Source organism: Vreelandella sp. L-25, from assembly GCF_056857535.1.
The window spans coordinates 1-15,596 of sequence record NZ_JBSXNH010000073.1 but is presented as its reverse complement, the minus strand read 5'-3'; the positions used below and the strand labels follow the sequence as shown (position 1 = coordinate 15,596).

Below are 15,596 nucleotides of genomic sequence, written 5' to 3'. Positions count from 1 at the left end.
GACTGCTCTGAAGGCGTAACCGATAGCCCGGCTTTTGATAAGTCGGGCTTTTTATTGAGCACATGAATGTTTCACGTGAAACACTCGCTCATTCGCACTTCAGGGCTTACGCTAATGTTGACGTTTTTGCCCACCGCATTAAGAGGAGCCCCATGATTACTGCTCAGCAGCTTGTGATACTGGATCGCGATGGCGTGATTAATCACGACTCGGATGCTTATATCAAATCCCTTGCCGAATGGATCCCCTACCCTTCTGCCATTAGCGCGATTGCCCGCCTTACCCAGGCAGGCTTTACCGTGGCGGTGGCTACTAATCAATCCGGCATCGCCCGTGGCTTCTACGATGAAGCTACGCTGAACACTATGAATGAGCGCTTACATGGGCTGGTGGAAGCGGAAGGCGGCCAAATTGCCCATATCGCTTACTGCCCTCATGGCCCCGATGATCAGTGCGGCTGCCGTAAACCGCTTCCTGGGTTATTTACCGAGATACAGGACAAACTAACGCTTTCCAGTCTGAAAGGCAGTTGGATGGTGGGCGATAGCCTACGCGATCTGCAAGCGGGTGAATCGGTGGGATGCCGTAGCGTTCTCGTGAGAACGGGTAAAGGGGAAAAGACCCTCGCAAAAGGGGACGGGCTAGAGCATGCCTTGGTCTACGCTGATTTAGCTGCCTTTGTTGACGATTTAATCGCAGGTGTCTTGGACTAACCTTTCCACAATTTTCATACTAGCATTGAACACCACCATCCATAAAAAAACCGCAGGCGCTTCGCCTACGGTTTTTTGCTTTTCAATGTTTCACGTGAAACACATTGAAGAGGCTTTTTAGATATCGAGGTTAGCAACGAGTGCGTTGGTCTCGATAAAGTCGCGACGCGGCTCAACTTCATCACCCATCAAGGTGTTGAACATCATATCCGCCGCTACCGCATCTTCAATAGTAACCCGCAGCATACGACGGCTATCCGGATCCATGGTGGTTTCCCACAGCTGGTCTGGATTCATCTCACCTAGCCCTTTATAGCGCTGCACAGAGAGGCCACGCTGGCCTTCCTGCATTAGCCAAGTCAGCACTTCAGAGAAGTGTGCAACGGGCTTCTGGCGCTCACCACGGGCGATGTAGGCACCTTCATCCAACAAGCCGTTGAGGGTTTCCCCTAAGCCTGCCATGGCGCGGTAATCAGCACTTTCAAAGAAGTCCAGGCCCCACACGTATTCTGTGGTGACGCCGTGGGCAATCAGCGATACCGCCGGTAAATGCAGGCCACGCTCTGTGTCTTCTTGCAAGTAGAACTGATAGCGCGGGCCGCCTTCATAGGCCACCATGTCATCCATGGCTTTCTGCAGCTCGGCAATCCAGTTTTCCATGGTGACGCGGTCTTTCAAGCTAGGCTCACCCTGTAGCGCGGTAGCATGTACTACCTGCTTCAATACTTCGATGGGGTAAACCCGCGCCAAACGGTCAATTCGCTTCATCACGTTGCGATACTGATTTACCAGCGCTTCTAGCTGTGAGCCAGCAATGCCCGGCGCATCCGCATTAACGTGCAGCCCTGCCCCATCCAGCGCGGTGGTGGTCAGGTAATCAATCATGGCCTGCTCATCTTTCAGATAGAGCTCTTGCTTACCACGTTTGATTTTATAAAGCGGCGGCTGGGCAATAAAGATATGCCCACGCTCAATCAGCTCGGGCATTTGACGGAAGAAGAACGTCAGTAGCAGCGTACGAATATGCGAACCGTCTACGTCGGCGTCAGTCATGATAATGACCGAGTGGTAGCGCAGCTTATCGGGATTAAACTCTTCCCGACCAATGCCGCAGCCCAGCGCCGTGATTAGCGTGCCCACTTCAGCGGAGGAAAGCATTTTATCGAAGCGCGCTTTTTCGACGTTCAGGATTTTACCTTTCAACGGCAGAATGGCCTGGGTACGACGATCACGCCCCTGCTTGGCACTCCCCCCCGCCGAGTCACCCTCCACCAGGTAAAGCTCTGACTGGCTTGGGTCTTTCTCCTGGCAATCGGCTAGCTTGCCCGGCAAACCCGCGACATCCAGAGCGCCTTTGCGGCGAGTCATGTCTCTAGCTTTTCGCGCCGCCTCACGGGCACGGGCCGCGTCCAGCATCTTGTTGACGATGGCTTTGGCTTCGTTGGGTTTTTCGATCAGGTAGTCGGCAAACAAGCGACCCATCTCCTGCTCCACCGCCGTCTTCACCTCGGACGAGACGAGCTTGTCCTTGGTTTGCGATGAAAACTTCGGATCGGGCACTTTGACGGAGATGATCGCCGTCAGGCCTTCACGGGCGTCGTCGCCCGACGTGTTCACTTTGGCTTTTTTCAGCAGACCTTCCGCTTCGATATAGTGGTTTAGCGTACGCGTTAGCGCAGCGCGGAACCCTGCCAAGTGGGTACCGCCATCCCGCTGAGGAATGTTGTTGGTGTAACAGAAGATGTTCTCTGTGAAGGCATCGCTCCACTGCATTGCCACTTCGACTTCCACACCATCATCACGCCCAGCGTTGAAGTGAAATACCGGGTTCAGAACGGTTTTGTTTTTGTTCAAGTGGTCAACGAAGGCTTTCAAACCACCTTCGTAATGGAACAGCTCCTCTTTGCCGCTACGCTCATCCATCAGGCGAATGGCTACACCCGAGTTGAGGAAGGAGAGCTCACGCAGGCGTTTCGCCAGAATATCGTAGTGGAATTCGATGTTGGCAAACGTCGCCGGAGACGGGCGAAAATGCACGCGGGTACCGCTTTTTTCCGTTTTTCCTACGACGCTTAGCGGCGCTTGCGGAACGCCGTGATGATAAATTTGCTCAAACACCTCCCCTTGGCGCCAAATCGTCAGGCGCAGCTCTTCTGAGAGCGCGTTCACCACCGACACACCCACGCCGTGCAAGCCGCCCGATACTTTATAAGAGTTATCGTCGAACTTACCGCCCGCGTGGAGCACCGTCATGATGACTTCCGCCGCAGAGACGCCCTCGCCCTCGTGTAGCTCGGTCGGAATACCCCGGCCATTATCGCTCACGGTTACCGATTCATCCGCGTGGATGACCACTCGAATTTCGCTACAGTGGCCTGCCAAGGCTTCATCGATGGAGTTATCCACCAACTCGAAAACCATGTGGTGCAGCCCGGTGCCGTCGTCGGTATCACCGATGTACATGCCTGGACGCTTACGTACTGCGTCTAGCCCTTTGAGCACCTTGATGCTTGATGAATCGTAAGCCTGCTCGCTCATTGACCACTCCGTCGTGAAGTCTGTCTCGTTCCGTGTCGTCTACCCATCTGGCTGGCACTGGCTAAACCCTTGCTCGGAGTGTTTCACGTGAAACATCTCAACGGCAGTAGTGGGCTGCCAGACATCGCTTAGCGCGGTGGGCTCGACGCTGGTAATAAATGCTTGGCACTGCATCTCTTCAAGCAAAGCGCAGAACTGGCGGCGGTGATGCTCGTCCAGCTCTGCCGGTAAATCATCTATCAAATAAATGCAGTGCCGCTGTGCGGTACTTTCCAGAAGCCTTCCTTGAGCGAGCTTTAATGCACTCACTACCAGCTTCTGCTGGCCTCTGGAAAGCACCTCAATTGCGGGCTGCTTGTTCAACCGAATACGCAAATCGGCGCGCTGTGGGCCCTGCTGCGTAAACCCCATCTGCTGGTCGGTTTCTCGGCTATCGTGCAGTACATCTGCCAGCGAGCGTTGTTTATCCCAGCCTCTGGCATAGCGGAGTGTTAACCCGGGCAGCGGCAGCAATTTTTTCAGTGTTTCATCAAATACGGGCAAGAACTCACTAAACCATGCTTGGCGTAGCCTATCCATCTGCTCTCCCCAATGGGCAAGCTCCTGCTCCCACACCGCTATTTCACTGGCCGCTATTCTACCACGCCTAAGAAGTGCATTCCGATGTTTCACCGCCCGGCGAGTCCGCTGCCACGCGTCTAGGAAGTGATGTTTCACGTGAAACACTCCCCAGTCTAAGAACTCACGGCGACCAGCGGGTGACCCTTCCAGCAAACGAAAAGCATCAGGATTAATAAGCTGGAGCGGCATAGCTTCTACCAGCTCAGCCAATCGGACACCCTTTTCGCCACGCAAACGCAGCTCCAGCTCACGCTGAGCCCGCATTCGCCTTACCCCCAGCGTCACCTCAGGATCTCCTGCCAAGCGGCCGTACAGCGTCATATACGGCGCCTCTGACTGAATGGCATTCTTCAGCTGACGAGTACGAAAAGAGCGTCCCATGCCCAGAATATGAATACCTTCCAGAAGACTGGTCTTACCGCTACCGTTCACGCCATAGATAACATTGATACGTGGTGACGGATGGATCGTAACCGGGGCCAAGTTACGCAGTCCGTGAAAAGTGAGTTGTGTCACGCTCATCCGCGAATGCTACCTAGTAAGACCATAAAACGCGCTATCCGTTGCCAAATGCGAAAACGGCGCTTCTGACAAGTAGAAGCGCCGTTTTCATTCAGTCCCAATGCGGTTATAAGCGCATCGGCATAACAACATACAGCGCATCACCACCGCCAGGCTCTTCCAGCAGGGCACTGCTGTTCGGGTCGGCTAGGGTAATTTGTACGCGCTCTTCATCAAGCACAGAGAGCACATCCACCAGATAGCCAACGTTAAAGCCCACTTCCATGGCGCTACCGCTGTACTCCACGGCAATGTTCTCTTCCGCTTCTTCCTGCTCAGGGTTGTTGGCCATTACTTTGAGGTTATTTTCCTCAAGATACAGCCGAACACCACGGTACTTTTCGTTGGAGAGAATGGCGGTACGTGACAGCACTTGACGAAGCTCGGCACGCTCGGCAATCAGCACCTTATCGCCATTGCGCGGCACTACGCGCTCATAATCGGGGAATTTGCCGTCAATAAGCTTAGAGGTAAACGTGAAGTCACCTGTATGCGCACGAACATGCGTTGATCCCAAGGTAAGGCTGACAGGTTCATCGCTGTCATCCAACAGGCGAGAGAGCTCTAGGATACCTTTACGGGGCACAATCAGCTTTTGAGACTGGCTTACTGCCACGTCAATGGGACGCGAGCACATCGCCAAACGGTGTCCATCGGTCGCGACCGTACGCAGCAAATTGCTCTGAATTTCCAGCAGCATACCGTTTAGGTAATAACGCACATCCTGCTGCGCCATGGCAAAGGAGGTGGACTCAATCAAATGCTTAAGCGTGCCACGCGGAACGCTGAGTTCCTGACTGCCATCGGCATCTTCAATATTAGGAAATTCTGCTACAGGAAGTGTAGAAAGTGTAAAGCGCGAACGACCACTACGTAATATCGCGCGCCCCTCTTCGACCGCTAACTGAATGTCGGACTGATCGGGCAGCGATTTACAAATATCCATCAGCTTTCTAGCCGGCACCGTAGCAGCGCCCGCTTGGTCAACTTGGCTGGCGACCGTGCGGCCTACTAGCTCAACTTCTAGATCCGTACCGGTCAGAGCGACCTGATCGCCTTCAACTTGAATCAGTACGTTAGAGAGCACAGGCAGCGTTTGGCGCCGTTCTACTACGCCCGCCACCAGAGTCAGCGGGCGAAGCAGCGCCTCTCGGGAAATGGTAAATTTCATCGAAACTCCGGTTTTCTATCCTGAAAGGCCTGCCCATGGCAGGCGTAAACAAAAAAGGTTAACTGGTTAGCAGACGAAGAAGGTTTTTGTAATCCTCACGGATATCCGCATTCTCTTCCTGCAGTGCTTTTACTTTTCGGCAGGCGTGCAGCACGGTGGTGTGGTCGCGGCCCCCAAATGCATCGCCAATCTCAGGCAGGCTATGGTTGGTTAGTTCTTTCGCCAGCGCCATAGCGACCTGTCGCGGGCGCGCTACCGAACGGGAGCGCCGCTTAGAGAGCAGATCCGCCACCTTGATTTTGTAATATTCAGCCACCGTGCGCTGAATATTATCCACCCCCACCTGCTTATCCTGCAGCGCCAGTAGGTCTTTCAGCGACTCGCGGATAAAGTCTTGAGTAATGGTTTTACCCATAAAGTGGGAGTCGGCAATGACCTTTTTCAACGCGCCTTCAAGCTCACGCACGTTAGAGCGAATCTTCTGAGCGATAAAGAAAGCCGCATCGTGGGGCAAATCCACTTTTGCTTGATCGGCTTTTTTCATCAAAATCGCCACTCGTGTCTCAAGCTCCGGCGGCTCAATGGCGACGGTCAGCCCCCACCCAAAGCGCGACTTCAGCCGCTCTTCAACGCCACTGATCTCTTTGGGATAGCGGTCAGAGGTCAAAATCATCTGCTGACCGCCTTCCAACAGCGCATTAAACGTATGAAAGAACTCTTCTTGAGAGCGCTCTTTACCGGCAAAAAACTGAATATCGTCAATCAGCAGGGCATCAACGCTGCGGTAGAAACGCTTAAAGTCGTTAATCGCATTAAGCTGCAGCGCTTTTACCATGTCGGCCACAAAGCGTTCGGAATGCAGGTAGACCACGCGGGCATTTTCACGTCGGCCCGCCAGCGCATTACCCACCGCATGCATTAGGTGCGTTTTACCTAAGCCAACACCACCGTATAAAAACAGCGGGTTATAAGCGCCACCAGGATTTTCGGAGACCTGACGAGAAGCCGCACGCGCCAGCTGGTTAGACTTACCTTCCACAAAGGTGTCGAAGGTAAAATTAGGGTTTAGGCCACTGCTGTGCTTCAAGCTGCCTTCTACCTGCACCTGGCGCTCGTTACCACGACGGCTAGGGCTACTCTCTTCACGTAGCTGGTCGATTTCACGCTCATCGCCAATATCGCCCCGGGGGGGCGTATGGACAGCAGGTGAAGCCGGTTGAGCGGGAGCTGCCGAGACCGGATTGCCAAGCTCTCTAGGCTGTGGCGCAGGGGCTGCCGCTCGTCGGCTGCCCACGGTCAGGCTCACTTTGGGAGGCTTAGAAGGGGCAAGCTCGCGCATTAGCTCACTAATACGCTTGGCGTACTTATCACTCACCCAGTCGCGCACAAAACGATTCGGCGCCAACAAGCGTAGCTCATTGGACTCTCCTTCTTCTGCCTGCAGCGGACGTATCCAGGTATTGAACTGCTGTGAATTCAGTTCGTCCTGCAGGTAGTCCAGGCACTGTTGCCAAAGCGCGAGTGACACTCATCTCACCATCGGTTGAAAACGGCCGACCATTGTAGCGCCCAACGAAGTGGTTATCCACACGCACTAACGGCTCTTTTTCACCTGTGGACAACTTTAGGTAAGGGTTCAGGAAAACCCAGTGATGCCATGGGTACAACTCTATTTTGGGCTGTTTTGTCTTCGGTTGACCACATCAAACTCACAGTTTATTCGCTCGTTATTCGATGCTTATACACAGATTTTTTATTATTTTAAGCTGTTGATAAAATTGTGCTAAAACCACTTATCCACAAATAGTATCCCCACTATTAATAACAGTAGGTTTTAAATAACTTCATTAGTAATAGTAGTGTGCCCCAAGTTGAATCGACTCCACAGCGGAGACGCGCCGCCATTGCCTTTTTCGAGCTTTTTATGCAAGGAAAAATTGCACCCGGCGCGGGAAGTCTCTACAATTTCCGGTCTTGAATTGAAACTCCCCGGCTAGTTCCTCACTGGACCGGGTCTTTTGGAATTCACTTTCCGTCCTAAACCACGTGGGAATAACGAGTTATGAAACGCACTTTTCAACCTAGCGTTCTCAAGCGCAAGCGCGCGCATGGCTTCCGTGCTCGTATGGCAACCAAAAACGGCCGTGCCGTGATCGCACGCCGCCGCGCCAAAGGCCGCAAGCGTCTGAGCGCCTGATCTCGGATTGCGTGTGTCGCCTCAAGGCTTTCCCCGGTGCTTACGTTTGCTAAACGCTGGGGATTTTAGTCACGTGTTTGAACAGGCAGACCTGAAAGTTCATGGCAAAGGTATGATGGCGCTCGCGCGCATGAGTACCCGGGGACATCCCCGCATTGGACTGGTGGTCAGCAAAAAAAATGTGAAGCTCGCTGTTGATCGTAACCGCTTCAAGCGACTCGTTCGGGAATCTGTTCGTCTGCGTCAAGATCACTTACCCTCTGTGGATATTGTGATATTGGCAAAGCGCGGCGCTCAGGATATCGATAACGAAACGCTCACTCGCCAGCTACACGGCATGTGGAAACGGCTTCAGCGCGACGCACAGGCGGTGTCTGCACCTCCCCCGCCTAATGGCGTAACACGTGACGCTTGACGACGCACCTCGCCGCTCGACCTTGGCCTGCCGCTTGGCAGGCTTTCGTGTGTCATGGGTCGAGTAAATGACACTGCGCCATTAGCATGTTCACCACCCATCGGGCAGAACCCTCATGGACGTAAAACGACTTTTATTACTGATTCCACTGGCCGTACTAGCCTACCTTCTGGTTATACAGTGGAATCAGGATTACGGGCAGACTACCTACGATTCGACGCCAGAGATCACCCAAAGCAGCAATGGGGCTCCTGCGAACGAAAGCGGTAGCGACGATCTCTCCGTCCCCAGTACTTCTGCGCCTAACAACGCTATTAGCGAAGGCGTTGGCGATGAGCAAAGCGACACCGCCAGCCGTGATTTCATTGCGGTCACCACGGATGTTCTAGACGTACGCATCGACCCCTTCGGTGGCGATATCGTCTACGCAGCCTTGCCGCAGCACAAACTAACGCTGGATTCCGACCGTAATTACGTGCTGTTGTCAGATAACGCCACGCGCAGCTATGTTGCTCGCTCCGGCCTTCAACTGGATGGTCAGGCAAGCCGCATTGCTTTTACTCCCGAGCGTAACGAGTACCGCTTGGGCGATGACGAAGAGCAGATCAGCGTCGATTTGACAGCTAACGTGAATGGTGTCGACGTCATCAAACGTCTGACATTCGAGCGCGGTAGCTATGCGGTCAATGTGAGTTACTACCTGGCCAACAATACCGAAGCACCGGTTTCCGCTCGATTCATTGGCCAGCTGGCTCGCGACAATAGCCCGGACCCGTCTAGCGGTGTGGCCATGGGGATGAACTCCTACCTGGGGGCCGCCTATTCCACGCCTGAAGCGCGCTACGAGAAGATCGATTTCGATACGATCCAAAAACGTAACTTCGAGAATCGCGAGGCCCAAGGCGGATGGATAGCGATCATCCAGCACTACTTTGTGTCCGCCTGGGCACCGCCTCAAAACCAGCAGAATCTCTACTACGTAACGACCGATTCTCGAGATCGTAACGTAGTGGCCTTCGCTGGCCCCACCAGCAGCGTGGCTCCCGAGGGTGAAGCCACGCTGAGCGCAACGCTTTACATGGGCCCGAAGGTGCAAGACTACCTCGAGCAAGTCGCACCGAACCTCAAGCTCACCGTGGATTACGGTTGGTTGTGGTTCATTGCCAACCCGCTGTTCTGGCTGCTGGATAAGATCCACGACATCGTGGGCAACTGGGGCTGGTCCATCGTACTACTCACCGTATTGGTGAAGTTGGTGCTGTTCCCGCTCTCTGCGAAGGCCTACAAGTCGATGGCGCGTATGCGCAAACTGGGCCCAGAGATGCAGCGTCTTAAAGAGATGTATGGCGATGACCGCCAGAAAATGTCTCAAGAGATGATGAAGTTCTACCAGAAAGAGAAGATCAATCCGCTGGGTGGCTGTTTGCCGATTCTGGTACAGATGCCGGTATTTATCGCCCTTTACTGGATGCTGCTGGAATCCGTTGAGCTGCGCCACGCGCCGTTCATATTCTGGATCCAGGATCTCTCGGTGAAAGACCCCTACTTCATCTTGCCGATTCTGATGGGTATCTCGATGTTTGTTCAGCAGATGCTGAACCCGACACCGCCAGACCCCATGCAGGCGAAGATCATGAAGATGCTGCCGATTATCTTCACCTTCTTCTTCCTGTGGTTCCCGGCAGGCTTGGTCATCTACTGGGTGGTCAACAACATCATCTCGGTGGCGCAGCAGTACTTCATTACGCGCAGCATCGAGAAGGATCCAAGCGTCGGCAAAGGGATGCGAACCAAGTAATCGCCCCCTCTGCTACTCCCAGACCCCCGCCTTTGCGGGGGTCTGGCGTTTTAGGGCGAAGGTGCTCATCATGAGCGCCATCGCGAAACACTCTCTCCCTCTTTCGTCTTTAGGAAGCGTCATGGCCGACCGACTCTATACCCAAGACACCATTACCGCCTTGGCAACCCCCCCTGGCCGTGGCGGCGTGGGCATCATTCGCGTGTCAGGCCCCGCCTGCCGCTCGATAGCCGCTGAGATACTGGGTGACTGCCCTGCTCCTCGTCACGCCCACTATGGCCCGTTTCATGGCGCTGAGGGCACTATTGACGAGGGCATCGCGCTGCTGTTCAACGGCCCTCACTCCTTCACCGGTGAAGACGTGCTGGAGCTGCAGGGCCACGGCGGCCCCATCATTATGGATATGCTGCTTGAGCGCTGCCTGCAGCTAGGCGCTCGCCTGGCACGGCCAGGGGAGTTCTCCGAACGGGCGTTTCTAAACGACAAGCTGGATTTAGCCCAAGCGGAAGCGATTGCCGACCTGATTGATGCTACCTCCCGCTCCGCCGCTGAAAACGCCGTGCGCTCGTTACAGGGCGAGTTCTCACAGCGGGTCTCCGCCCTGGTCGAACGGCTGATCGAACTGCGCGTTTACGTGGAAGCCGCCATCGATTTCCCAGAGGAGGAGATCGACTTTCTCGCCGATGGCCATGTCGCCACGCACTTAGAGAGTGTTCAGCAGGCGCTGGTTGCTGTTCGTAAGGCCGCAGGGCAAGGCGCTCTGCTACGCGAGGGCATGAGCGTGGTGATTGCAGGACGCCCCAATGCAGGTAAATCGAGCCTACTGAACGCGCTGACCGAGCAGGATACGGCTATTGTGACGGACATCGCGGGCACCACTCGTGACGTACTCCGGGAGTACATTCACCTAGACGGCATGCCGCTGCATATTATTGATACCGCCGGGCTGCGTGATACGCCCGATGCAGTAGAGAAAATCGGTGTTGCCCGGGCATGGGAAGAGATCGAAAAGGCCGACCGCGTACTGCTTATGGTGGATGCTTCCACCACAGCGGCTACCGACCCAATGAGCATCTGGCCTGAGTTCGTGGAGCGCCTCCCCGATCAAAGGAGGCTTACCCTGGTGCGTAATAAAATCGATGCCAGTGCTGAAGCGCCGGGCATTGAATTATCCACAGCCACTCCGATTATTCGGCTATCTGCGAAAACCGGAGAGGGTGTGGATAGTTTGAAAACGCATCTGAAAGAGGTGATGGGCTTCTCTGCAACCACAGAAGGCCGCTTCTCCGCCCGCCGCCGCCATCTGGATGCCCTTGACCGCGCCATGGCTGCACTCGATACCGGGCGAGCACAGCTAGATGGCTACGGGGCAGGCGAGCTGCTTGCCGAAGACCTAAGGGATGCTCAGCAGGCGCTAGGAGAGATCACCGGTGAATTTAGCGCCGATGATCTGCTCGGCGAAATTTTTGGCAGCTTCTGTATCGGGAAGTGAAACGGCCAAAAAGATCGAAAAGCATCCAATCAAATACAAATAAGCCTTTTTTTTATAAATAAAATTATTCTATTTCTTTGCAGGCAATTTGATCCGTTTTGCCCCCTCTTGCTCCGTGTGTGCTCCGAGTATAAGTTTTCGGAGCACTCGGAGCACAAAAGGAGCAAACATGAAAATCACTATCCAGAAACGCGAACCAGACAAGAACGGCCACCGTGCCTTGCGACTGGTCTACTACCACGGTTCCAAGACAGGCCAGAACGGTTCTCGGGCGCAGAAGCGCTCGTATGAGCCCCTGAACCTGTTCCTCTACGACAAACCCCGCCTTCCGGCGGAGCGTGAGCACAACAAGACGGTTAATCAGAAGGCTGAGGCCATCAGGGCAAAGCGGCTGTTGGAAAGCGAGTCGTCACGACATGGATTGGATGATCGGACCAAGCTTTCTGCCAGCTTCTTCGATTACTTCGACCAGCTGACCGACGAGAAAGCTTCCGGAAGCAAATCCAACCATTCGATCTGGATCTCCACCCGTCATCACCTGCACCGCTACCATGGCTTGTCTGAACTGACCTTTGAACAAGTCGATAAGCGATTCCTGGAGGGGTTTCGGCACTACCTTCAGCATGAAGCCACCACCAAATCCGGTACCAAACTGGCCAAGAACACGACCAGCAGTTACTTCAACAAGGTTCGGGCAGCGCTCAACCAGGCCTATCGGGACGGCATTGTCCGCGACAACCCGGTTCAACAGGTTAAGTCCATCAAGCCGGAAAACACGAAACGGACTTACCTGACCCTGGAAGAGGTCCGGGCTCTGACCAAAGCCGAATGCCGGTATGACGTGCTGAGGCGGGCTTTCCTGTTCTCCTGCACTACAGGCCTTCGCTGGTCAGATATCCACAAGCTGGTCTGGGGTGAGATAGAGGAATTCGCCGATGGCCACTACCGCATCATTTTTCGGCAGAAGAAGCTGGTGAACGCCGGGAACTCGCTGCAATACCTGGATCTTCCAGACTCAGCGGTGAGATTGTTGAATCTGGAGAATCGCGGAAAGCCAGGTGATCGCGTATTCAAGGGTCTGAAGTATGACTCCTATACCAACGTTGCGTTGGCACAATGGGTCATGCGCGCGGGTATCACCAAGAGTGTGACTTTCCATGCCGGACGGCACACCTTTGCGGTCAATCAACTGGCCAGGGGTGTGGATATCTACTCGTTGTCCCGGCTTCTGGGCCACAGCGAGCTCAGAACCACGGAGATCTACGCGGACATACTCGAAACTCGCCGTACAGAGGCCATGAGGAGTTTTCCTGACATATTTGAGGAGACACTGGACGGAGAGCCTAAGTGACGAGAGGGGCTTTCACAGCCCCTCTTTCCTCCTGCCCCACATCAAACACTCCGCCGTCCTGGTCTTCGGTGGCTCACCAGGTGCTGAGCAGCCGACTGCTCGATCTCGTCCGCCGTCGCGATCCGGTTGGACTGGAGCCACTTCAAGGTGTCTGCGCGGCGAAAGAAAATCCGGTGACCATTTGGCTTGAAATGAGGGATCTTCTTTTGGGAGGTTAACTGGTACAGGGTGCTTTTCTTCAGCCCAGTGTATTCCGCACACTCCTCAAGGCTCATGATCTCCTTGTCGGCCTCCGGGGCCTTGCTACCATTAATATGGTCCAAAATGATTTTTTTGAGGACCATCATGTCCTGCAATACTCGCTGTAACATTTCTTTTTCTGTCATCGCTATACCTCTACACCGCCATAACCAAAGTGGGAAAACTGGGAAATTGGGAACACCGTGTCAGTCCTCATGCTCAATCCTCTCCAGTTCTTCAAGTTGCCGTCTAACTTGGTCAGGCCTGAGCGCGAAAAATCGCTGCAAATCTCCATTGACTCTGGTTTTGTAGGTCCCACGGGAGCGCTCATTACTCACCAGGCAGTCACGCTGTAACAGCACCTCCACTTCCCTCATGTAATGGGTCGGCAGCCCGAGCCGCTTCAGGAAGTGCGATTTATAGATCAACCACAACTCGCGTCCCTCGTGTGAGCGTCGAAAACCAGCTCCCCCCTGGCCACTCGCTTGTTCAATATCACTGAGACTGCGCTCCCAGACTTTCATGGCCCGCTCCAGCGCTTTGAGAAGCCGGAATTCCTCCGAATTTCTGGAGTGGCCTCTATTATCCAGCCAAGCCTTCAAGGTTCGGTGGACGGCTGCCAAGGACTCTTCCTCGCTCCAAGGGAGAATGAAATTCCTACTACCGAGACAAAGTGCCGCCCCTATGAGCGCAAACCGCCTGATGACCCGTTGCACCTGCGATGCCATCTGGTCTCGTGTCCAAATACCGCTTAGGCGACCAATTTCGTGACTCAGGTAGCTGTTCAGCTCGTCATGACGCTCGGTCAGTAAAGAGATCCACTCGCGAATTATGGTGCCGTGGTAGCGCTGACAAGCTGATTTCATCTCGTCCACAAACTGCTGAGGGTGCTTATGACCGTGTAGTTCATCGAACGCGCCGTAGGTCCCAAACACTGGGAGCTCCACCAGTCGAATCTGCTGGCCTGCACGTAACGGCTTACCGATCTGCTGGAGTAGCTCAGCAATCCAGACTTCACCGCTGCTCAACACCAGCGTTCGCCAATGCGAGGTCGCGGCCAGCTCGCCGGAGACGTTAGCCCGTAACTTTCCTGATCCGTTCATGATCTGATAGATCGCCGTATCGATGTCTTCTGGGCGAGCCATGCCAATCTCATCTAACGGCAACAACATGTCGTTGTGCTCTGATGAGACTGCCGCTAACCCGTTACTGGTTGAGATCCAACTGCGAACATAGCGGTTTCCCCCATACACGCTAGCCGCCAACTGCAACAAGGTGGTCTTTCCGGTCGACGATGCTCCAACCAAGTGGATGGCGCCATTTTCCATCCCAGCAGAGGCAATCAATGGCGCAGCCAGCGCCGTGCCAATACTGAATATTGCTAACGGGTTGCCTCGGCATAGCTGACCGACATAAGTCTGCCAGTCGCTGAGACTTCCAGACTCCTCTAACGTCGCAGAGCCTGATAATTGGCCTACGAAATGGTGCGGCTCGTCAGCGGAGCCGATAGTCCAATTACTGGTGGCAAATACTCCATCGTGCCAACCCGTTCGATTAACCACCGTCGCCGGTTCGGCCAGAGCCATCTGTTCCAACAGATAGTGCTGAAGCCGGCTCCAACTTGCCTGCCCGGGTGTCAGTGGATAACCGGTATCAACCAGCATATCTCGCACCTGTCGGGCATTATCGCTGTTGAGATCTCGGGCATAGACGACCTCGCGTAGCTTCACACCATCGAAATTCTGCCATTCCAGCAACGCTCCGTGTCCGTGCCGCCTGTCGGTTAACCTGGTGCGAGCCATTACCTGAATCCAGCCGCCGACACGCTGCCAATGGTCCCCTGATAAGGCATAGAGCCCGTCATCTTGCAGTTTGTATTGCATATCACGCAGCTCCTCTCACAGCTTGTCCAGCCACGCTTTTACGTCCTGGTAGCGAAAGCGAACGGCTCGCCCATGGGGATTCGGCTTCACAGGTGCCGGGAACCGCCCCTGTTTTACATAGCGGCGCAGCGTTGCCTGCGATGTTTTCAGGACGGTGCAGACTTCTTCATAAGTCAGTAGACGCTCAGTCGAGGTATTTGATTGTTTCTTCATGACTACTCCAGTTCGGTTGTGAATCGTTCGGAGCAATCATCGGAAATATTCGTCTTAGGGGAGAACCGCGGAATTGCCCAAAAAGGGCGCAAAGGAGAGGTCGGCTAATAAGCCATTGATTATTAATAGATAAAAATCACAAGAAACCAGAAAAAGAACGTCATAATCGCAAAATTAGGGCTTACATGAGTGGGTTTTGTGCATTTAATGACCAAGTTAGCTGCATGGCTTTCACATGTGAAAGTCATTCTCCGGTCTCAGATGCGTATTCCGGCGAACGTGACCGGTCATTACGGTGATCGTGACCGATTTGCACACGGCCTTCACGCTGGAGAGAGTTTTGTACGCTGAGCGGTCACGATGGGTCAACCGATTCCGTTTTTTGTGCGTTGGTTTTTCTCAG

The 15,596-nt window shown here is 54.2% G+C and carries 13 protein-coding genes; 6 read left to right on the top strand and 7 right to left on the bottom strand.

Annotated features, from left to right (window positions below):
• Positions 1-152 precede the first annotated feature (152 nt).
• Positions 153-713: a D-glycero-beta-D-manno-heptose 1,7-bisphosphate 7-phosphatase gene (gene gmhB / locus AC13CN_RS12080; RefSeq protein ID WP_172415790.1), complete on the top strand. Its 561-nt coding sequence runs from the start codon at positions 153-155 to the stop codon at positions 711-713.
• 117 nt (positions 714-830) lie between these two features.
• Here gmhB and gyrB read toward each other — a convergent pair whose 3' ends face one another.
• From gyrB to dnaA, 4 genes are all read right to left on the bottom strand, one after another.
• Positions 831-3,251 (bottom strand): DNA topoisomerase (ATP-hydrolyzing) subunit B, encoded by a 2,421-nt coding sequence (gene gyrB, locus AC13CN_RS12075; RefSeq protein ID WP_172415789.1) that lies wholly within the window; start codon positions 3,249-3,251, stop codon positions 831-833.
• A 39-nt stretch (positions 3,252-3,290) separates the two neighbouring features.
• On the bottom strand, positions 3,291-4,394 hold the full coding sequence (gene recF / locus AC13CN_RS12070) for a DNA replication/repair protein RecF (RefSeq protein WP_054641215.1): 1,104 nt from the start codon (positions 4,392-4,394) through the stop codon (positions 3,291-3,293).
• Between the two features lie 106 nt (positions 4,395-4,500).
• Complete coding sequence (dnaN, locus tag AC13CN_RS12065) at positions 4,501-5,604, bottom strand: DNA polymerase III subunit beta (protein ID WP_044628566.1); 1,104 nt, start codon at positions 5,602-5,604, stop codon at positions 4,501-4,503.
• Positions 5,605-5,662: 58 nt separating this feature from the next.
• Complete coding sequence (gene dnaA / locus AC13CN_RS12060; protein ID WP_044628567.1) at positions 5,663-7,132, bottom strand: chromosomal replication initiator protein DnaA; 1,470 nt, start codon at positions 7,130-7,132, stop codon at positions 5,663-5,665.
• A 534-nt stretch (positions 7,133-7,666) separates the two neighbouring features.
• Here dnaA and rpmH point away from each other — a divergent pair.
• The 5 genes from rpmH (at position 7,667) to AC13CN_RS12035 (ending at position 12,857) form a co-directional block, all read left to right on the top strand.
• Positions 7,667-7,801 carry a 50S ribosomal protein L34 gene (gene rpmH / locus AC13CN_RS12055; protein ID WP_009723348.1) on the top strand — a complete coding sequence of 45 codons (135 nt, stop codon included), beginning with the start codon at positions 7,667-7,669 and terminating at the stop codon, positions 7,799-7,801.
• 13 nt (positions 7,802-7,814) lie between these two features.
• A complete protein-coding gene (rnpA, locus tag AC13CN_RS12050) occupies positions 7,815-8,216 on the top strand; it encodes a ribonuclease P protein component (RefSeq protein ID WP_082051404.1) in 402 nt (133 codons plus the stop codon).
• A gap of 115 nt (positions 8,217-8,331) precedes the next feature.
• Positions 8,332-10,014 (top strand): membrane protein insertase YidC, encoded by a 1,683-nt coding sequence (gene yidC, locus AC13CN_RS12045; RefSeq protein ID WP_044628569.1) that lies wholly within the window; start codon positions 8,332-8,334, stop codon positions 10,012-10,014.
• Between the two features lie 121 nt (positions 10,015-10,135).
• A complete protein-coding gene (gene mnmE, locus AC13CN_RS12040; RefSeq protein WP_044628570.1) occupies positions 10,136-11,506 on the top strand; it encodes a tRNA uridine-5-carboxymethylaminomethyl(34) synthesis GTPase MnmE in 1,371 nt (456 codons plus the stop codon).
• Positions 11,507-11,675: 169 nt separating this feature from the next.
• Positions 11,676-12,857: a site-specific integrase gene (locus AC13CN_RS12035; RefSeq protein ID WP_062361545.1), complete on the top strand. Its 1,182-nt coding sequence runs from the start codon at positions 11,676-11,678 to the stop codon at positions 12,855-12,857.
• Positions 12,858-12,898: 41 nt separating this feature from the next.
• Here AC13CN_RS12035 and AC13CN_RS12030 read toward each other — a convergent pair whose 3' ends face one another.
• Genes AC13CN_RS12030 through AC13CN_RS12020 form a run of 3 tightly spaced genes read right to left on the bottom strand, consistent with a single transcriptional unit; the run spans position 12,899 to position 15,193 of the window.
• A complete protein-coding gene (locus AC13CN_RS12030) occupies positions 12,899-13,243 on the bottom strand; it encodes a helix-turn-helix transcriptional regulator (protein ID WP_034819415.1) in 345 nt (114 codons plus the stop codon).
• A gap of 60 nt (positions 13,244-13,303) precedes the next feature.
• Positions 13,304-14,980 (bottom strand): DUF927 domain-containing protein, encoded by a 1,677-nt coding sequence (locus AC13CN_RS12025; RefSeq protein WP_034819416.1) that lies wholly within the window; start codon positions 14,978-14,980, stop codon positions 13,304-13,306.
• A 15-nt stretch (positions 14,981-14,995) separates the two neighbouring features.
• On the bottom strand, positions 14,996-15,193 hold the full coding sequence (locus AC13CN_RS12020; protein WP_034819418.1) for a helix-turn-helix transcriptional regulator: 198 nt from the start codon (positions 15,191-15,193) through the stop codon (positions 14,996-14,998).
• Between the last annotated feature and the right edge of the window lie 403 nt (positions 15,194-15,596).

Excerpts from the sequence above, each read along its gene's own strand:
- recF (WP_054641215.1), bottom strand. The coding sequence starts at position 4,394 with ATGAGCGTGACACAACTCACTTTTCACGGACTGCGTAACTTGGCCCCG.
- rpmH (WP_009723348.1), top strand. The coding sequence starts at position 7,667 with ATGAAACGCACTTTTCAACCTAGCGTTCTCAAGCGCAAGCGCGCGCAT.
- mnmE (WP_044628570.1), top strand. The coding sequence starts at position 10,136 with ATGGCCGACCGACTCTATACCCAAGACACCATTACCGCCTTGGCAACC.
- AC13CN_RS12025 (WP_034819416.1), bottom strand. The coding sequence starts at position 14,980 with ATGCAATACAAACTGCAAGATGACGGGCTCTATGCCTTATCAGGGGAC.
- dnaN (WP_044628566.1), bottom strand. The coding sequence starts at position 5,604 with ATGAAATTTACCATTTCCCGAGAGGCGCTGCTTCGCCCGCTGACTCTG.
- gyrB (WP_172415789.1), bottom strand. The coding sequence starts at position 3,251 with ATGAGCGAGCAGGCTTACGATTCATCAAGCATCAAGGTGCTCAAAGGG.
- AC13CN_RS12020 (WP_034819418.1), bottom strand. The coding sequence starts at position 15,193 with ATGAAGAAACAATCAAATACCTCGACTGAGCGTCTACTGACTTATGAA.
- AC13CN_RS12035 (WP_062361545.1), top strand. The coding sequence starts at position 11,676 with ATGAAAATCACTATCCAGAAACGCGAACCAGACAAGAACGGCCACCGT.
- yidC (WP_044628569.1), top strand. The coding sequence starts at position 8,332 with ATGGACGTAAAACGACTTTTATTACTGATTCCACTGGCCGTACTAGCC.
- gmhB (WP_172415790.1), top strand. The coding sequence starts at position 153 with ATGATTACTGCTCAGCAGCTTGTGATACTGGATCGCGATGGCGTGATT.
- AC13CN_RS12030 (WP_034819415.1), bottom strand. The coding sequence starts at position 13,243 with ATGACAGAAAAAGAAATGTTACAGCGAGTATTGCAGGACATGATGGTC.